At 27.2% G+C, this 19,362-nt stretch carries 16 protein-coding genes; 12 read left to right on the top strand and 4 right to left on the bottom strand.

Annotated elements, in window-relative coordinates:
• Window positions 1–8 precede the first annotated feature (8 nt).
• Both KQ876_RS03140 and def read right to left on the bottom strand, forming a co-directional pair.
• Window positions 9–1,265, bottom strand: coding sequence for a hypothetical protein (locus tag KQ876_RS03140; protein ID WP_216490238.1), 1,257 nt, complete (start codon window positions 1,263–1,265; stop codon window positions 9–11).
• Window positions 1,266–1,290: 25 nt separating this feature from the next.
• Entirely contained in the window at window positions 1,291–1,854 is a 564-nt protein-coding gene (gene def / locus KQ876_RS03135; protein WP_216490236.1) for a peptide deformylase, read from the bottom strand.
• Between the two features lie 75 nt (window positions 1,855–1,929).
• Between def and plsY the strand changes: the two genes are divergently transcribed.
• The 12 genes from plsY (at window position 1,930) to KQ876_RS03075 (ending at window position 17,988) form a co-directional block, all read left to right on the top strand.
• Window positions 1,930–2,658, top strand: coding sequence for a glycerol-3-phosphate 1-O-acyltransferase PlsY (gene plsY / locus KQ876_RS03130; RefSeq protein WP_216490234.1), 729 nt, complete (start codon window positions 1,930–1,932; stop codon window positions 2,656–2,658).
• 93 nt (window positions 2,659–2,751) lie between these two features.
• Window positions 2,752–3,651 carry an ROK family protein gene (locus KQ876_RS03125; RefSeq protein WP_205852414.1) on the top strand — a complete coding sequence of 300 codons (900 nt, stop codon included), beginning with the start codon at window positions 2,752–2,754 and terminating at the stop codon, window positions 3,649–3,651.
• A 100-nt stretch (window positions 3,652–3,751) separates the two neighbouring features.
• Window positions 3,752–5,800 (top strand): alpha-amylase family glycosyl hydrolase, encoded by a 2,049-nt coding sequence (locus tag KQ876_RS04470; protein WP_216490232.1) that lies wholly within the window; start codon window positions 3,752–3,754, stop codon window positions 5,798–5,800.
• A 101-nt stretch (window positions 5,801–5,901) separates the two neighbouring features.
• Entirely contained in the window at window positions 5,902–6,351 is a 450-nt protein-coding gene (locus KQ876_RS03115) for a hypothetical protein (protein WP_205852416.1), read from the top strand.
• Between the two features lie 18 nt (window positions 6,352–6,369).
• The gene (locus KQ876_RS03110; RefSeq protein WP_216490231.1) at window positions 6,370–8,847 is read left to right on the top strand and encodes a hypothetical protein; all 2,478 of its coding nucleotides are present in this window, start codon (window positions 6,370–6,372) and stop codon (window positions 8,845–8,847) included.
• A gap of 6 nt (window positions 8,848–8,853) precedes the next feature.
• The gene (locus tag KQ876_RS03105) at window positions 8,854–9,378 is read left to right on the top strand and encodes a hypothetical protein (RefSeq protein ID WP_205852127.1); all 525 of its coding nucleotides are present in this window, start codon (window positions 8,854–8,856) and stop codon (window positions 9,376–9,378) included.
• A 2-nt stretch (window positions 9,379–9,380) separates the two neighbouring features.
• Window positions 9,381–12,497 carry an ABC transporter permease subunit gene (locus KQ876_RS04465; RefSeq protein WP_216490230.1) on the top strand — a complete coding sequence of 1,039 codons (3,117 nt, stop codon included), beginning with the start codon at window positions 9,381–9,383 and terminating at the stop codon, window positions 12,495–12,497.
• 3 nt (window positions 12,498–12,500) lie between these two features.
• A complete protein-coding gene (locus KQ876_RS03095; protein ID WP_205852126.1) occupies window positions 12,501–13,451 on the top strand; it encodes a sugar ABC transporter permease in 951 nt (316 codons plus the stop codon).
• A gap of 3 nt (window positions 13,452–13,454) precedes the next feature.
• Entirely contained in the window at window positions 13,455–14,651 is a 1,197-nt protein-coding gene (locus KQ876_RS03090) for an ABC transporter ATP-binding protein (RefSeq protein WP_205852125.1), read from the top strand.
• Between the two features lies 1 nt (window position 14,652).
• Window positions 14,653–15,360 carry a hypothetical protein gene (locus KQ876_RS03085; RefSeq protein WP_216490229.1) on the top strand — a complete coding sequence of 236 codons (708 nt, stop codon included), beginning with the start codon at window positions 14,653–14,655 and terminating at the stop codon, window positions 15,358–15,360.
• A 103-nt stretch (window positions 15,361–15,463) separates the two neighbouring features.
• Window positions 15,464–17,239, top strand: a complete 1,776-nt coding sequence (locus tag KQ876_RS04460; protein ID WP_216490228.1) for an alpha-amylase family glycosyl hydrolase — start codon at window positions 15,464–15,466, stop codon at window positions 17,237–17,239.
• 35 nt (window positions 17,240–17,274) lie between these two features.
• Window positions 17,275–17,988, top strand: a complete 714-nt coding sequence (locus KQ876_RS03075) for a winged helix-turn-helix domain-containing protein (RefSeq protein ID WP_205852122.1) — start codon at window positions 17,275–17,277, stop codon at window positions 17,986–17,988.
• A gap of 21 nt (window positions 17,989–18,009) precedes the next feature.
• On the opposite strand, the gene KQ876_RS03070 is transcribed toward KQ876_RS03075, so the two are convergent.
• A complete protein-coding gene (locus tag KQ876_RS03070; protein WP_216490227.1) occupies window positions 18,010–18,561 on the bottom strand; it encodes a hypothetical protein in 552 nt (183 codons plus the stop codon).
• 95 nt (window positions 18,562–18,656) lie between these two features.
• Window positions 18,657–19,362, bottom strand: a 706-nt coding sequence (locus KQ876_RS03065) for a restriction endonuclease subunit S (RefSeq protein ID WP_216490226.1), incomplete at its 5' end; no start/stop codon positions are given.

Genomic DNA, 19,362 nt, shown 5'->3' with positions numbered 1-19,362 from the left:
ATTAAATTTTAGATGGATTTTAAAATTCCACTATTTTCACTTTCTTTATTATTTGATTTAGGGTTTTCATTTTCTATTTTTTCACTAGAATTGTCTTTTTGTTTCTCTCTTTTTTCCAATTCTGAAAATAAAGAGTTAATAACTTTATCAAAGTTTATAATTTTATTTTCTTCTCTTTGGATATTTTTTTCTATGATTTGTGATATTTTACTTGAAAGTTGTTCTTTAGCTTCTGTTGTTAAGTTAGTTGAGAAATTACCTAATATTGATTTAGTTTTATTGTCTAATGAATCTTTAATATATTCATCATATATTTGTGAAATGTTATCAACAAAGTATTGTGTAGCAATTTCTTTTTTCTCATCTTTTGAGGCTGTTACGTATCTAGGATCATCAGATGTAACTTTAGCACGTACTTTTGTAGCTGTTTCATCGTCTATAACATTCATTTGTTTTAATTGTGGTATTTTGTCAAGATTATTTAAAACGATCTTTCTTAATTTAGGATCGTTTAATGTTTCTGTAAACCCTTTCATAACTTTTTCAAATTTTTCTTTAGCATCTTTATTATCAGGGTTATTAATATAATCATTAAACAATTGTTCACCACTAGTCAATACTTGATAAACTGATATTGCAAAATTTCCAATACCGTTAAGGCTAGCCCCCTTACCTCCAGTCATTATTTTGACGGCAACTTGGCTCGCCTTTGATGTGCTGTTGTCTTTTTGGCTTGCACTTAGTAAAACGTTACTAAATAAGAAAATACCAAAAGATGAAGCAATCATATTTGAGGCTCCGGTTATTAATCTCATTGTTGTCTTTGTCACAAAACCTTTTTGTTTGTCAATTCTTTTTCTTCTTTTACGCATTCAAAAGTGAATTGAAAGGGTGATTGAGAAGAAAATACCCCTCAACAATCAGTAGAATAATAAAGCTGCAAATGTAATTACAAAAGGTATTACATCTTTATATTCTTTAAAACGTTCGTTATTTTGCATCAAAGTTGCAGCGGTTATAGAAAATATAATTGTTAATCCGACTGAAGCAATTTTAGCAATAATATATTTTGTTCTCAATCACATACCAACAACAAAAGATATTGCAAAAAGCGCAATAATAACAATTGGTATTATATATGTTAAGCTAGGTACATCTAACTTCGTAAAAAACGAGTTAATTTTTTCTAAAATTTGTGATATCGCGTCTTTACTTTTTTCTGAAGAACTATTTTCAGAAAAGTAACTAACGTAGTTTAAGTTCATTTGTATTCCTCTCCATATAATTTGTCTATAAATAAGTAGATTTTTTAAGTTTTTTTCAAGGTTCTTTTTTCTTTAGACGATCGATAAAAAGCATACCGTTTAAGTGATCTAATTCATGTTGAAAAACAATAGCTAAATAATCTGTAACTTCGTATCTTAAAAATTTCTTTTCGAAGTAACTATAAGCATCAACTATTATTCTTTTACTTCTATGTACATAACCTGCTTGATTTGGTCATTCTTCAGGAACAGATAAACAACCTTCACCTTCGCTTAGTGCTACTAATTCTTTACTTTTAAAAACAACTTTTGGATTAAAAAGTACATCTTTAAAAATAACTTTTTCTTTTTCGTCTTTTATAAAAATATAAAAAGCATTTTTTAGAATTCCATATTGAACTGCAGCAACACCTACACCAGGTCTAAATATTGTTCCTTCTGTTTGTGAATCATCGATATGGTAAATCATTTGCTCTGCTAATTTTATGTTTTCGTTAGAAAGCGGTAATTCTACATCTAAGGAATTTTTCCTTAAAACCTTATCTGGTAATTCAACTATTTTTACATCAAATTGTTTTTGTTCATTCATAGTATTTATTATATAATTAATTACAGAAAAATTAAATATATAATTTATATAATTACACTTTTAAAAGGGAGAAAAATGGAAATTTATTTATCTATATTAACTAATTTGCTTTTTGTTGTAATTGGTTATTTGGTCGGCTCAATTAATTTATCTATATTATTAGGTAAATATTTTTTCAAAAAAGATTTACGCGAATTTAACTCTAAAAATGCCGGTTCTACTAATGCTAGACGTGTATATGGTAAATTTTTTGGTACTTTTATTTTAGTTGTAGATATTTTAAAACCTATAATTGTGATATTGTTATCATACGGAATATCTAAGCTTATAAACAATAGTATAAAAATTAATTTAGAAGTTTCAAACACATTTGAAAGTGCGAATAAGATTTACAATGAATTAATTTTAATCCCTACATTTGGTGGTTTTGCGGTTGTGTTAGGTCACGTTTTTCCTGTTTTTCATAAATTTAAAGGCGGAAAAGGGGTCGCAAATTTTGTTGGTTTAATGTTAAGTATAAATGTAATTTCCTTTTTGGTTTTTGTTGTTATATATTTTTTAGTTTTATATATTAAAAAATATGTTTCAGTAGCAAGCATTAGTGCATCAATTTCTTCTAGTGTGGTACTTTTTATTCCATGAATTATTACCGGAGAACTTGGTATTTTTAATAACATTTCAGGTATAAATTATTATTTTATAATTCCATTAATTTCTTTATTTTTAGTTTCATTAATAACTTACTCTCATAAGCCAAATATTTTAAGAATCAAAAATAAAACAGAACCAAAAATTAACTTTTAGACCCATATACTTTAATTTTGTGGATAATTATAATTGCATTTATATGCAATTATTTTTAATTAAATAAATATAATAACAATATATAATATTAATATGAATTATACGAAATATGCAACAGTAGATGTTGGTGGAACAAATGTGCGTTTTGCCTTATTCGATAAAGATGCCAAAATATTGATGAAAAATAAAACACAAACAAATATTAATAGTGCTGAAATTACATGCGATTGAATAATTGATCAAGTTAATAAATATAGTATTGAACACCTTGCTTTATGTATACCTGGGCCTAGCGATTATAAAAATGGTATTGTTTTAAAAAGCCCTAATTTATTAGGTTCTTGAGTAAACTTTGATGTTAAAAATTACTTATTATCTAAAACTAACTTAAAGTCAATTGTCTTTGAAAACGACGCAAATGCTATGGCTTTAGCAAATCATAATAAATATACTAAAGATGTCAATGTTAGTCAATTCTTCACAATTAGTACCGGTTTTGGTGCGGGTTTAGTTATAAATGATAAAATTTATCATGGTAATAATTATTATGCTCAAGAAATTGCGCAAATACCTGTATCGACAACAAATTTTAGCGAAAAACATCGTTTAATAAATGATTATGCATTAGAATTACACTGTTCAGGCAGTGGAATAGCAACAAAAGCTCAATTTTATAAGATTGCTAATAATGCAAAAGAAGTTTTCGAATTAGAATCAACTAACGAAATTGCTAAAAAAATAATTTTTGAAGCAAAAGACGCATTAACAAGAATGTTTGCAATTAGTGCAGGAATTATTGCTCCCCAAGTTTTCTTTGTAGGTGGTAGCCTAGCTTTAGCAAACAAAAAATTTGTTATAGATGCATTTGAAGAAGCTAAAAAGATTAGTGATTTTAACCATTTTAATAATGTTGAATTAGTTTTTGATGAAATGGGAGATGATTCTGCACTAATAGGATTATATTACTTGATTAACCAAAATACATTGTCTTAATGTATTTTTTTAATATAGTACTATTTGATGTATCAAGTTAAAAAAAATAGATAATATATGATGGGGAAATTTTCTAAAATTGCCTATAATTAATAATACTATGAAGAAAAAAATAAAATTATTACATTTAACAGCTGGTATTTTAGCTCCAGCAACATCATTAATTGCTTTAAGTTGTTCGACAACAAAAACTGATGATAATGCTAAAAGCAAATTGGTAGCTTACGAACAAAGCGATTTTCAAAAAAGAAGAAAAGAATCAGGAAAAAATTGAATTGGTTGAAATAATCCAAAATTTGTAGAGATAAATAGACAAAAAAGTTTAAATAATTTTACATACTCTGACGAAGCCGAAAATGTAAAAGCTATTGCTCCTTTTAATAACAAAGCAAAGAGATCTAATGTTGTATATCAATTAATGGTTTATTCATTTGCAGATGGGAACGGAGATGGTATAGGAGATTTTATTGGTTTAAAAAATAACCTAAGTTATTTTACTAATTTAGGAATAGATACTCTTTACTTGTCTCCTATATTTCCAGCATCTACATATCATGGTTATGATGCAATTGACTATACAGCAGTTGCTCCAGAACTTGGCGGGATGGAAGCTTTTGATGCTTTCTTAATTGAAGCACATAAAAATGGAATTAGGGTTGTTCTAGATATGGCTTTCAATCATACTTCATACGAACATCCATGATTCCAAAGTGCGCTTTTAAATGATAAATCAACATATAGAAGTTTTTATAATTTTTACACAAATGTTGGTGGAGGAAGAGCAAAAAGAGAAGGTGTTGATGATTCTAACTTAAGAACTTATTTTAAAGCAATACCTCAAAACGGTTCTCAATTTACAGATTATGATGGTAAAACATATCCAGTAAGAACTACAAATAAACATTGAGTGGCAGAATTTTGATCAGGTATGCCTGACTTAAATTTATTTAATTCTAGGTTACAAGAAGAAATAAAAAATATTCACTACTTTTGAGCTAAAAAAGGTGTAGACGGATTTAGATACGATGCATTCTATCATTTCTTCCAAAGTGAAAATAGATTTAAACGTACAGAGTCTGGCGCTTCTACAACAACTAAACTATTATCTGAATGAAGAAAAGCAGCGGAAAAAGGTTATGCTGATGCTGAAAAAGAAGGTGTAACAAGATCTTCAAATTCTCCATTCATGTTCGGTGAGTGATGAGGTGATCCTGCTGGCGCTACAGATAAAGGAAATTCGAAAGATTTTTGGTTTAATAAACAAGATGATTCTATGGCGATAGGTTCTTTAATTGATGCAACAAAATGAAGATACAATACAAATGTAAGTATTAGTCCCCAAGACGAAAGAAATGTTTTAAATAGTCTTAAAGATAAAAACGGGATTGCAAGAGAATGAATGCCTCATTTAGAAAATCACGATGTTGATAGATGAATTACATATTTTAGAAATACTGTTTCTCATGGTAAGGTAGGTGCAGAACCTAATACACTTAGTGATCAAGAAAGATCAGCATACGAATATGCAGTATTTTCATTATTAACAAGAGGAGGATATCCGACTCTTTACATGGGTGATGAAATATTAATGCAAGGCGGTAATAAAGGAGAAGGTGATACAAACGTTCGTGAACCTTGGTATTGAGGTGATATGTCTAAACAAGTTTATTTTAGTGACGAAAGAGACGGAGCTCAAATTTTACCTAAGGCATCTGTTGGTGAAGGTAATACAGAATATTTAATCTCTGATCCTGATGGTTTTTATAAACTTGTTTCTAAATTAATTCAAGTTAGAAAAGATTTTCCATCTGTAAGTGAACAAAAAGTTGAAAATATAGCTAACCCCGAAATAGTATTAGATTATCAATTAAGACCTGAAATTTACCAAGATGATTTTAAATATAATGAAACAGTTTTAAGAGATAATCACGACGGAACATATGTATTATTTATTTTTAACGGAGATAATAAACCTATTTCAAATGTTTGACTTAAAAAAGAGTTTGAGATAAAAAAAGTTTTATTATCTAAAAACATAACTGCAAAATTAATTGATGAATCTAATCCTCAAGAAAGCCCTACTCTTATACAAGGTAAAGATGGAGTTAAATTAGCTGCATTCTTAATTGGTAAAAAAGAACAAAAATAAAACACTCATCTTGATATATCAAGTTAGAATGACAAAAAATGATTAAATTTATAAAGGTAGAAATATCATAAATAAATTTATTGTAAAATTATAATTAGGATATGAAAAAGAAATATAAAATAAAGAAAATCCCCTTTAAAACTAAAGTTAGATGGTTATTTCTAGGCAAGTACCCTTTAGAAAGAAAATATAAGCCTAAAATTTTAGAATACTTATTTCTTATATTTTCAAGTATTGTGCTTTTAATTCTTCAAATAATTTTTGCTTTATATTTGATAAATTTAGCAAAAGAGGTAGAAAAAGACAGGTATTTAGTTAGTTTAATTCTAGAAATAAAAAAATATACTACTAGAATTCTTATATCTATATATTTCACATCTTATTTGGTTGCTTTGATTTTATCGGTACATGTCTTTTATATATTGCGAAAGACAGAATTCAATAAATGGATTGCAATCATTGGTGTAGTTAGTTTATTATTAATGTTAACACCCATAAGTATCCTATTCTTAATCGTCGCTTACAATAAAAATGAATTAGCGTTCGAGTAAAAAAATAATGGAGACAAAATGAAAAGAAAATTATTATTATCAACTGGTTTAGTTGCGGGTATCGCATCTCTTTCAACAGTTATTGCTTGTGGTTCTACAACACAAAGTTCATCAGGTAACACATGAGCAAATAGAAAAGAAATAGTTATTGCTGTTGATGGAGCCCAAGAAGACTTTTATAATGAAGTTATTAAAGAATTTAATGAAACACCTTATGCTAAGGAAAAAGGTTTCAAAATTCAAACAATTAACAAAAACGTTTTTGGTGCCTTAGATTTCGGCACACAAGGTTTAACAGATGAACAAGTTCCTGATTTATTTTATGCACCTAACGATAGAATTACAAGTACAGCACAAACAGGTTCATTAGCTGAAATCGATGAATTTGATCCTACTTTATTTGATGAACTTGCTAAACAATTGGGAGTTACATCTGCTGAAGAAATTAAAGAAATGAGAGATTTTGGTACTGTAGAAGGTGTTATTAAAGGTGATATAAACGCTGGTACAGTTAAAAAACTTTTAGCATTAAGACATAACGCTGAAGGTATAGTTATGGCATCTAGCGAAAACGAAGATGAGTCAAGAAAAATTTTAGAAAATGCAAATACTGATACATTAGCGGAATTAGTTACAAGTGGTGAAGCGTTATTAAGAATTCAAGACTTTTGATTTGGAAACGGAATCTTTGGTGGAGTTTTCGATAAATTACAAAAAGATAAAATTGAAAACGGTGAAGCAGCTGATTATTTAATGTCAAAAATACTTTATAGTGATAATAATGAAGTTAAATCAGGATTTATTAAATCAGACAAATTCCACCCAGAATTTAAAAAAGCTCTTGATGTAGTTGGTGATTTATTGTGACCAATTTATGAAGCTGCTTTTAAGAAAAACACAGTTGATTATGGACAAACTGTTTGAGGGAAAAAAGGTATTTCTCAAGCTGACTTAGTATCATTTTTAGGTTCAGATGTTGGTAATGCTCAAAACATTTCATTTAGATTAATGAAAGAAGGAAAAATAAAATTTGCTTTAGTAGGAACATGAGATATTCAAAATGCTCAATCTACAGCAAATGCAAAATCATTCTTTAACGTTGTTAATACAAAAGATGACTATAAATACTTACAAGCATCAGGTTCATGATCATACGCTATTAACGCAAGAAATAATGGTGTTTCAGAAGAAAGAAAAAATGCTATCGTTGAATTAATTAAGATTATTTTTAAAACTGAACCATACTTAAAATACTTTGAAAGAGATTCAAAAATTCCTTTTGCTAAGGCAGAACGTACAAGAGTTCAAGAAGCATACAATAGAGTTAATACAGAGAAAAATGCTGAAGTAGCAAAATTTGCAACAGATTTAGGATTCAAAAATTTTGAAGACTTAATTGTAAAATATCAAGAAGTAGTTCAACCGATTGTTAAATTAGCTAGAAGTGGTTTATTAGGAAATACTTGAAGCATCGAAACAAATTCAGATCCTTTAAACGATGCTAATAAATTACCTAAATCAACATACCAATTATTAACAAAAGAAGAAGTTAAATTAAAACCCGAAGATCAAAGAGGGAACTATAACGTTAAACCTGATCAAATGTCTAACGAACAATTTACAACTCTTAACAATAGTTTAGAAGATTCATATGCACTTAGAAACGTTCTTTCAGCAATATTAGGATTGACAAATCTTGCTGATCTTCAAGGTAATAATCAACAATGACAAATTGGTGAGGGTGTTATTAAAGGTGGATTATCTACAATAACAAATCCAAAATTTTCGGAATTAATGGAAGGTAATAACGCATGACACGTTAGAAAGGTAGAAAAATACATTTTCGGCGCTAACGGAGATAATGGTGATGAAAAAGAAGCTTTAATTCAATCATTTTCAAATGTTGTAAATGATGAAACTGGATTAAATGACTTAATTAATAGTGTTATCCAAAGAGCTAAAGACTTTTCTTCAGAAGTTGCAAAAACAACAGTTGCAGCTGATGTAATTGAAAAAGCTGTAAAAGGATATTTAGCTAACTTTGTTAACGTTGCTAAAGTAAGAAATGCTACAGCAGGAATTTATGCTGAAGGTAAAATGGTTAATTCTGATGGTCAACCTTCTGAAGTTACATTTGACGAAGTTACTGAAAAAACTGCTGAATACAACAAACTAAAAAGTGTTGATAAAGTTCTTCAAGTTGTTGCTTCAAGTAGAACAATCCAAGAAGGTGGAATTGGAATCTTGTCAACTCAAGAAAGACGTATTGATAACTCTAACCCTCAATTTGGTCAAGTATGAGGAAACTGAAACGAAAAAACAGTTGGTAACAAAGTTAAATTGGAAGAAATTAAAAATTCAGTTAATAACAAAGAACAATTTGTTGCTGCTATCGAAGATCATTTAAGTTACTTATTTGGCGAAACAGCTAAATCTATTACAGGTAAAGCGTCACTTACAGTTGCTTTCGATCCAAAAAAACCAGCTAACAATTAATAAAATATGTATCAAAAATACAAGACAAATATTAATAAACAACAATTTTATATTTTAATTTCATTAATAGCGTTACTATCAGTAACATTATTAGTTTGGGTTTTAATACCATTTGGTTATGGTATTAATCCTAATTATATTAATAAAATTGAAGCAAATAATAATGACGAAGAAGTTAGTAAACTTGTTTCACAATTAGCAATGAAAACAATAATATCTTACATTGCAAACTCATTCGTGATAATATTTTTCTTGGTATATATATTACTTTTAAAAAATAAAATTAAAGCAGGATATCTATTCTTTATAATTTGAATTTTAGTATTTATAACTTTTATTGCAATGCCATTTTATGGTGGTTCAGAGCAAACAAGCCAATATACTAAATTTCAATTCTGGGTAGGTATCTTTGCTTCGTTTTTATCAGGAATAAATGCATTTACATTATTTGTATTTATGTTAAAATACCACATAGATAGAAAATTTCATTATTATGAATGATACAAAATACACAAAGGACGAAGCAAATAATTATGGAAGATTTAAAACTTTATAATTGATATGGCGAGTCATTTGATAATATTTTACCCCAAAGCTCAGGTAATATGGCAGCTTACAAAAAGCAAGTAAGAAACATATTTTTGAGAACAAGGGACAGAATAAAGTCTCAAGAAAGTATAGACAAAGATTTATACTTAAGAGCAAGAACAAAACTACAAGATAATTTAAAAAGAGAACTTGCGAGTCACAAAGTTGCCTACAAGAATAAACTTGCAGTTTTAAAAGATTCTATTAAAAAATTATCATACGCAGATTCAACAATCAACTTGTTGCAATTTGAAATCAATAAAATTAAGGCGTCTTTAAAGGATACAAAAAAATATGCAAAAGATTTTGTTTATTCTTTACAACAAAGCGCTGATGAAATTGATGTCAAATTAGATAACATAGAAAAATTAAAAACAAAAACTTATGTTGATGAAGAAGAATTGTTTAAAAAATTCGCTATTTACAACATAATGTATATTTATATTAAAAAAACAGGTAAGACCGATTTTGATATTAAGCTAATTCACGACGATCTATTACCAATAGAGCAGGAATGAGTTAAAAAACTTGATAATCCAAATCAATATTTCACTAATATTTATAATTCAGTTGAAAAACAAAGAATAAGTTTATACAATCGTAAACAAGAATTAATAAGAAAATACGAAGGAACTTATAAGTTACAAAAACAACTTTTCATTGAAGAAACAGAAGAAATTAAGTTAGTAACTAAACAGAAAATACTTGAATTAGAATATGAATATACAAAAAAATCTAATGAACTACTAGAACGTGCAAAAGAAACTAAAACAAAAGCGTTGGCGAAAATTGAAGAACAAAAAGAGATTATTTTAAATGCTGAAACAAAAAATAAAGCTATTGTAAAAGAAATAATCGATAATTCAAACAAACAAATTAAAGAAATAAAATCAAACTATAAAGAACAATTAAAATTAGTTAAATATCGCTCAATGATACAAAACACCAAAGATTTTATGAGTTTTTTATCAAAAAATGAAATTGATATTCCTCAATTAGACTATACATTCAAGAGTACTTTTACACTAGACGAAGCGAAGGAAATTTCTAATAAATTAAATGGTCAATTAAGTGATTTCTTAATCGAAAATAAAGAAAATCATTTTGTTCAAATTGCTCATTCTCAATTTTTTAGCAAAATTAATTTATTTAGAACATATTACGAATTCAAAAATTTATTAAAGTCACAATACAAAGAAAAAGTTGGTTTAAGTAAAGTTAAATATACTTATGAAGGTAAATTTAACTTAGAAGAATCTAAATCATTAAGAGATTTATTTATTGATTCTAGAAAAACTAGGTTAGCCTTTAGAAAAGAAAAAATAAAAGCTAAGTATGAACTTTTAGTTCTTAAACAAAAAGAAGTAGAAAAACTTAACAATAGAGATAACAAAAATATCGATGATTTAAGTTTTGAATTATTGACAGATAACGAAAAATTTAAGTTAGCAAAATCTAAAGCTATTAAGCAATTTAAAGATGAAAAAGCAGAATTAAAACGTAAAATAGCTTCAAAAGAAATTTCAAAACAAGCTTACAAAAATAAAATTTACGAATATAAAATTAATAAAAAAGAAACTATTCGTGAAACAAAATTAAAATCAATGTTAATGTCTAATAAAGAAATTCTAAGAACAGCATTTTGAAGGGAATTTTCTGAAGTTAAAGTTAACAAAAAAATATATGAAAGTAAAATAACAGAAGCGCAAAAAACTATACCAGTTGAAACAATGAAGAATTTAAGATTCCTAACATCATTTTTAGGATTTGTTTTTCCTGGATTATCAGAATTATTATTCTTCAAACAATATGTTAAAGGTACTTTATTAACATTGTTATCAACTTTTATATGAACAATTATTATTCCATTTTCATTTGGTGCTTATTGAAGTAAAATGGGTGGAATTCCAGGATTTAGTGACCTTGGAAAAGGACTTCATAATTCATCACTAGGTATTTTTACGGATGCTCGTTTATATATATTTGGTGGTGTTATTTCGGTTGTTTTATTAGTTTTCGCATTAGCGTATTTATCCGTATCATCGATTAGTTCTTATCGTGTTGCTAAACAATTAGAATATGGTTCAAGACCAAGTAAATGAACACATACAAAAAGATGATTAAATACAAGTGGATTTCCATGGATGATTTCACTATTCGGTTGATTCTTAATGATTTTCATCGTTGCAACACCGATATTTACATCTATATTAATTTCATTTACCAACTTCGGTTATGAGCATCAAGCTCCGTCTCAAACAGTTGATTGAGTAGGGCTTAAGATGTGAGGATATTGATGAGTATTTAGAGAAAATAACTTGTTATTATCATTACAAAGAGTTATTGTTTGAACAATAATTTGAACAATATTATCTACATTAATTCCGATAAGTGTAGGTATTATAATTGCTGTATTAACAAACAGCCAAAGAATTAAATTTAAAAAAGTATTTAGAGTTATTTACATTTTACCTTGAGCAATTCCTGCGTTCGTTACACTTACATTTATTAAAAGTATGTTCCAAGGTGGGGACCAAGGTTTCATTAACTTAATTATGCTTAAAATAGGGTTAATTAGTGATGCCAAAAACTGATTAGCTGAAATAGGTACAACTAGAGTTCTTGTTATTATAGTTCAAACATGAATTGCTTATGCTTGAATCTTTATGTTAGTGACAGGTAACTTACAATCTATACCAAAAGATATTTACGAAGCTGGTTCAGTTGATGGTGCAAGAGGTGCACAGTTATTTAGATATTTAACATTACCTTCATTATTACTTTCAATTGCACCTATGTTAATTGGACAATTTGTTGGTTCATTCAATAACTTTACAACAATTTCTATATTCACAGGTGGTGGTCCTGCTTTTGCGAATCCTACTGTGTTTGGTGAAGCTTCAACAGATATCATTATTTCATGAGTTTATAAGTTAACACTTGGTACAGTTAAATTTGCCGGAGATCAAGCTTTCGCTGCCGCTTTAACAACTTTAGCCGCATTATTCAGTATTTCACTTGGTGCTCGTGGATTTATTAAATCAATGTCAAGGAGGGATTAAGAGATGTTTTCTAGAAAAAGAATTTATTCACATATTTTTGATGATATAAAAGTCAATAATAAAAAACTAGACAAAAAAAGATTAAATTTTAATGAATCAGATTCAAAACCTCCTACAACAATGGAAATAATTTGATTATTCTTTAATTATTTAATCTTAATAGTTTGAGCAATAATTGTGCTTTTCCCAATTGTTTCTCTAATTATTTCTGCTTTTAATATAAACAACCCACGTATTATTGCCATCACACCATTTAAATTTGGGTGAGAAAACTTTACATACTTATTCACAAGTGAGCAAAGTTATTTTGGTAGATGATATTTCAATACAATACTAATAGCCGTATTAACAATGGTTATTTCAACAATAGCAGTAGCCTTAAATGGTTATGCATATTCAAGATTTAAATTTGCTGGTTCTAAGCATTCATTGACAGTTATTATGATGCTTCAAATGATTCCGGCTACATCAGCTCTAATTTCGCTATATTTACTTATCAGAATGGGTAATTCATTAGGCTTCCCAACAATATTTATGTTGATTCTAATTTATGCAGGTGGTTCAATTTCTGGTAATACATTTATGTTGAAAAGTTATTTAGACACAGTGTCATCAGAACTAGATGATTCGGCAAAAGTTGATGGATGCAATAACTGAGGGCTATTCTTTAAAATATTAGTTCCAGTTATCAGACCTGCGTTAATTATGGTTGCTTTATGATCATTCTTGATACCATTTACAGACGTTATTTTACCTAAGTTTGTTTTATTTGAATTAAAAAATACAACACTTGCTGTTGGGTTAAGTTACTTTATTGATACTGAACCTAAACACGTTAATGCGGGTGCTTATGCTGCGGGTTCAATACTAGCTTCAGCTCCAGCGTTTGTATTATTTATGTACTTACAAAGATACATTGTAGGTGGATTAAGTGACGGAGCCGTGAAAGGATAATATATGAAAAACAATTTAGACCAAAATTTGACTTCAGATTTAGAAACAGGTTTTGAAACTATTGATTTAGATTCGATGCTTTCTGAAGTTGGGGAAATTTCTTCCACAAATAGCGGTGCCCACATTAATTTAGTAAATATTTCTAAAAAATATGAAGGAAACGAAAAATATACATTAGAAAATATTAATCTTGAAATTAAACCAGGTACCTTCTGTATCTTTTTAGGACCATCAGGTTGTGGTAAAACTACGCTTTTAAGAATGATTGCTGGTCTTAACTCAATTACTAAAGGTGATTTATTATTTAATAATAAAAGATACAACAACTTATTACCAAATGAACGTAATATAGCTATGGTTTTCCAATCATACGCTTTATACCCACATATGAATGTTTATAATAATATTTCATTTGGATTAAAAATAGCTAAAGAAAGAAAAGATATCATTGACCGTCGTGTTAAGGATGTTGCTAAAATTTTAAAAATAGATGAATATCTATATAGAAAACCTCGTGATTTATCAGGAGGTCAAAGACAACGTGTTGCGATAGGACGTGCTATCGCTAGAAAACCACTTGTTTTCTTAATGGATGAACCTCTTTCAAACTTAGATGCTAAATTAAGAGAAAGCATGCGTAGAGAAATTGTTAATATCCATAGAATGTTAAACACAACAAGTATTTATGTTACACACGACCAGTTAGAAGCTATGACAATGGGTGACCAAATTGTCGTGTTTAATGATGGAAAAATCCAACAAAGCGGTAAAGGTAAAGATTTATACTTTAGACCTGCAAACGTTTTTGTTGCAAAATTTATTGGTTCTCCAACAATGAATACTTTTGACGCAGTTTACAAAGGTGGTAAATTAACAGAAGTAAATAACAGTTTAGAAATTACTTTAGATGAAGAAGCTAAACAACATGTAAAAGAAAATCAAAAAATAGTTGTTGGTTTCAGATCTGAAGATTTAAAAATACATAATAAACAAGTTCCAAATTCAGTTTTAGGAAAAATAACAAATATTGAATTAATTGGTAAAGATCAACTTATCGCAGTAAAAGTTAATGAAGATTTAGAGTTTATTGTTAACGCATCAAATAGTGAAGAATTTGAATTATACTCACATGTGTATGTTGAATTCATAATACCAAGAATACATTTATTTGATAAAGAAACCGAAAACAGAATTAATTAACATGAAATTTTTAGAACATTTTAAAAATTATAAAGAAAGAAAAATTCTTTTATTCTTAATTACATTATTAGTATTTATTTCTTTAATATTCCAAATAGTAATGTATATTAATTTTTTCGATAGAATTGAAATCGAAAAAAATTGAATTAATGCTGGCCATGTATTAGTTCTAAACTGAAAAAAAGCTTCCCCTACTTATCAATTAACTGAGTTATTTCTATTTTTAAATACATTATTTGTATTTTCTGCAGTTATCATTCTTATTATTTTGTTTATTATGCAATATAAACTTTATAAAAATATAGGTAATGCTGATGAGTATTTTAAAAGTTTATACTTTTTAGTAACAGTTTTATTTGTTAGTGCATTTGCGATTATTTCATTACAACCTGAAAGTGTAAATCAAATTAATGTAATAACAATTAATAATGAACTTCGTGAAGTTAATAATACACTAAGTTATGATCTTAGTTATAAACTAATTTGATCTTCAATGTTTATGTCATTTATAGCATTAGTATTTACAATTAGCGCTAAAAAGAAATTTGGTTTTGTAACCAAAGATAAAATCCTAATGCCTTCAATTAATGGAAAAGACACTAGACTAAAAATGTTTTTAGGTAAAAAGACAACAACATTACCTATGTCTAGAAGTGACAAAATAACTGACCTAAAAAATAAAATTCAAGATGTATTAGATAACAAATAATATTAAAAAAACAACAGATCGATCTGTTGTTTTTTGTTTACACCTATCAAGAAAAAAATAAATATACTTTTAAATTTTAATAACTTATTATAATTCTATTACTATGAATTTAAAAAATAAAGCATTAAAAAAATATTACAATTTAATATATAAAAAATATTTAAAAAATCAACTTAGAAAAGAATATGCTAAGTGAGATGACTCTAAATATAATGATAACATTAATCAAACTTATAAAGATTTATGAAAAAACGCTCCAAAAGCGGAACCTTTACAAAATTACAAGAATACAAATATAATGTATCAAGTCTTAGTTTATTCATTTGCAGATGGTAATAATGATGGTATAGGAGATTTTATTGGTTTAAAAAATAAACTAGACTATTTATCGAATTTAGGTGTAGACCAAATTTGATTATCCCCATTGCATCCGTCATCAAGCTATCATGGATATAATGTTAAAGATTATTGTAATGTTGCTGATCAATTAGGTGGAATGGATGCATTTATTGATTTTTTAAGTGCAGCACATAAGAAAGGAATAAAAGTTTATTTAGATTTAATTTTTAACCATACATCTTTTGAACACCCTTGATTCCAAAAAGCTATCGAAGGAGACGAGTTATATAAAAAATATTATAGAATTGAACCGGATTTAGATATAAATGACCCTGACGTTAAATTAGATAAAGAATTTTATAGAAAAAGTTTTCCTAAGATTAATCAAAAACCTACCAATAAACATTATTTAGCAAGATTTTCGTATTCTATGCCTGATTTAAACTTAGATAACAAAGTTGTTATTGACGAGTTAGTAGAAATACAAAAATTTTGAACTGCAGTTGGAGTTGATGGTTTTAGATATGATGCAATAGCTGAATATTTTTCGAGTGAAATAGAAACTAAAAACAACTTTAATGAGGCTAAAATATTTTCTATTTTAAGAAAAGCAAGTGATGAAATTACAAAACCAGCAGGACGTGATGATGTATTTATGGTCGGAGAATGAGTTTTCACCGATACATTTAAAGGGTTGCAATATTTAAAAGACGGAAATGAATTAGGTCTTAACACCGTTTATGATGGATTCAAATATTTTAGACAAAATACAGATGTTAGAATTCCGTATAAAGATTTAAAAGATTTAGTGAAAAAATATGAAGAAGCTTCACCTATAAGTAGATGAATGCCATTTATAGATAATCATGATACTAAAAGATGATTAGATGTTTTTAGAGAAGAAGTTTCTAAAAACAAACCACATCAATTGACTAAAAAACTAACAGAATTAGAAAAAGATAATTTAAAAATTGCTTTATTCCAATTAATGGCATTACCAGGAAATCCAATTATTTATCAAGGTGATGAATTATATTATTTTGGTACAAGATACTATGGTGATCCATCATTAAGAGAACCAATGAAATGATCAAATCCACAAGAAAATTGTTTTATTTATGACGGGATTGTAATCGAAAACTTAGAAGAATATATTTTATTAACTTCTGCAACTCAATTGCCTGTAATTGAAGAAGCTATTAAGGTGGAGAATTCACCTTATAGTTTGATTCAATATATGTCTAAATTACGTGAAGAATATCCTTTCTTAAAAGAAACAAATTCTGACACAATTGCTGACCCTTATACATTTATAGATACTGACGATTATTCTAGTGTTACAGTTAGAAAAGCTCCTGAACAAGATAAAGAATTCTTACTGTTCGCGTTTTGTAATTATAAAAATGAAAAATTGAACTTCATAAAAATTTCGAGAGATTATCATTTTAAACCCGTTTTATTAAACAAGACAAAAAATTATGGTTGAAACTTTGAGATGGAGCAAGGTGGATACGCAATATTTAAATTGATAAAAAAATAAGAATTTTTTTATTTTAAATTTGGTAAAATTGTGATATGGTAAACGCAAAAAATAGAAAAAAAATTAATGAAGAACTAGTTTCTAAGGCAACTCCAAAAATATTAAGTAAAACCAATGAGGTAGTAAAATATTTAATTGATTTAATAGTAACTAGAAAAGTTCCTGTAAACAAAATTATGCCATCTGAGCACGCATTAATGGAAATGTTCAAATGTTCTAGAAGTGTAGTTGTTGGTGCTTATCAAAAACTATACGCGCTTGGTGCTGTTTACACAATATCCAAAAGAGGTCACTTTGTAGCGGAGAATTTTTATAATTTAATTAAACCCGTTAGTTTTTTAATGGGTGCCGACAGAGTTAGAGGTATTGAGATAGAAGAACCAACAGAACCGGATTGATTTCATGAAAAAAGAATAATTTTTGTTGAAGGATTCAGACAATTTCGTACAACTTACGAAATTGAAGGTAAAGTCATTGCTGAAGCAGATATATTCTTATCTATAAAAAACGTTGATCAATTTGAACCAATTAGTTTAAATAAACCTATTATTGACACTTTAGCTGAAAGAAGTAGTTTGACAAATATTGTTTATGAGTTGAAATATGAAAATGTAAAACTGTTTGGAGAAGATAAATTAGTTGTTATCACAATGTGAGGATACGACAATGAAAGCATTAGTATCGCAGCCAAGTTTTATATTAAACCAGAAAACTTTATTTTCTTTCACCAAGAATTTTCATTATATTAAAAAATGACTATTACAAATGTTTTAGTCATTTTTTGTATTAATAAATCCTTTGTGATATGGTAATTTTAATTTAGATTTGGTAATGTGAACAGAATAATAATTAGGATTGATATTAGTAATTTTTTTTATTTTTAATAAAGATTCATCATAATCAAAATAAAGTAAGATTCAAATATCTGGATCGTAAGAATAAATAGAATTAATCAAATCATAAATCTGATCGCCATCAGATTTTTTGTTAATTAAATTAAGTAGTTTATTAATTGCTTTATAGTTTAATTCACTTGAATTAGATGCTAACAAAAGATTTAAGTAAATTTTTTCACCAAAATAATTAAAGCTTGGAAGCGGATTATCAGCACTGAATTTTTTATTAATTGAAATTTGTTCACTATTATATGTCTTTAATTTTAAAAAAGATTGTAAATCTATAACTATCTCATATGGGTTTGAAAGTTGTTTGTCTTTAATTGCTTTTTCAAGTGAGTTTCCAAAAAGAGAGTATACAAAATTTCTTTGATGAGCAATTTCATCGAATTTAACTAATATTTTATTCTTTTCAATATTTTCCATATAAAAATTATATAAAAAAGATATCAAATAAAAATTATTTATCTGTTTAAAAGATAATATAAACAAATAAAATTTTTAATTTAATATATTTTTATTTATACAAACATTTTATTTATTAGTACATTTTTTATATTTTGAATTTTTAATAACTTTATTTTTGTTTGTTCAATTAAATTATCAATTATTGAAAATGTATTAACTATTTTATTCGTTTCTTGTGGGTTAGTTATTTTTATAAAAAAATTTGCAATATCATCATAAACTATAAATGGTATTCCGCCGCCGTTCTCTTTTCTTTTGATGTATTTTTTAAAGTTGCTTTTTAAAAAATAAAATAAAAACTTTGTTTCTAAATCAATCGTTTTTAAAACATATGTTCTTTGATAGGCATCAAACAACCCGTTAGCAAATTTTATATGTCCTAAATTGGCTCCGTTTCCTGCAATAGTTACAGATTCACCTTCAAAATTATAGGTATTAATTTTAAAAACTTTAACGCCGGATGTATAAAAATTATACTTTCCAAAAGAAACCATTGCATTTGCGTCTTTATTGCCCGTTTTAATAATCGCAATATTTGATATTTTGCTTTTATTTCACTTATCTTTAAAATATTTAAATCTAATTTCAGGAAATTCTACTTGACCGCTTACAAACATCTTATTAAGTAGAAATTCTTTAATATTTTTCATTTTTTCTAACTTACGCTGAAGTAGTGCGATTGATGAATCTAAATTATTTATTAATTTAGATATACTCTCTCTTTCACTTTTATTGGGCGAGTATGAAATTTTTATAGAT

The organism is Mycoplasma sp. CSL7491-lung (assembly GCF_018913965.1).
Taxonomy (GTDB): Bacteria; Bacillota_I; Bacilli_A; order Mycoplasmatales; family Metamycoplasmataceae; genus Mycoplasmopsis.
Note: the sequence above shows the minus strand (reverse complement) of the source record. Positions and strands in the feature narration are given on the sequence as shown.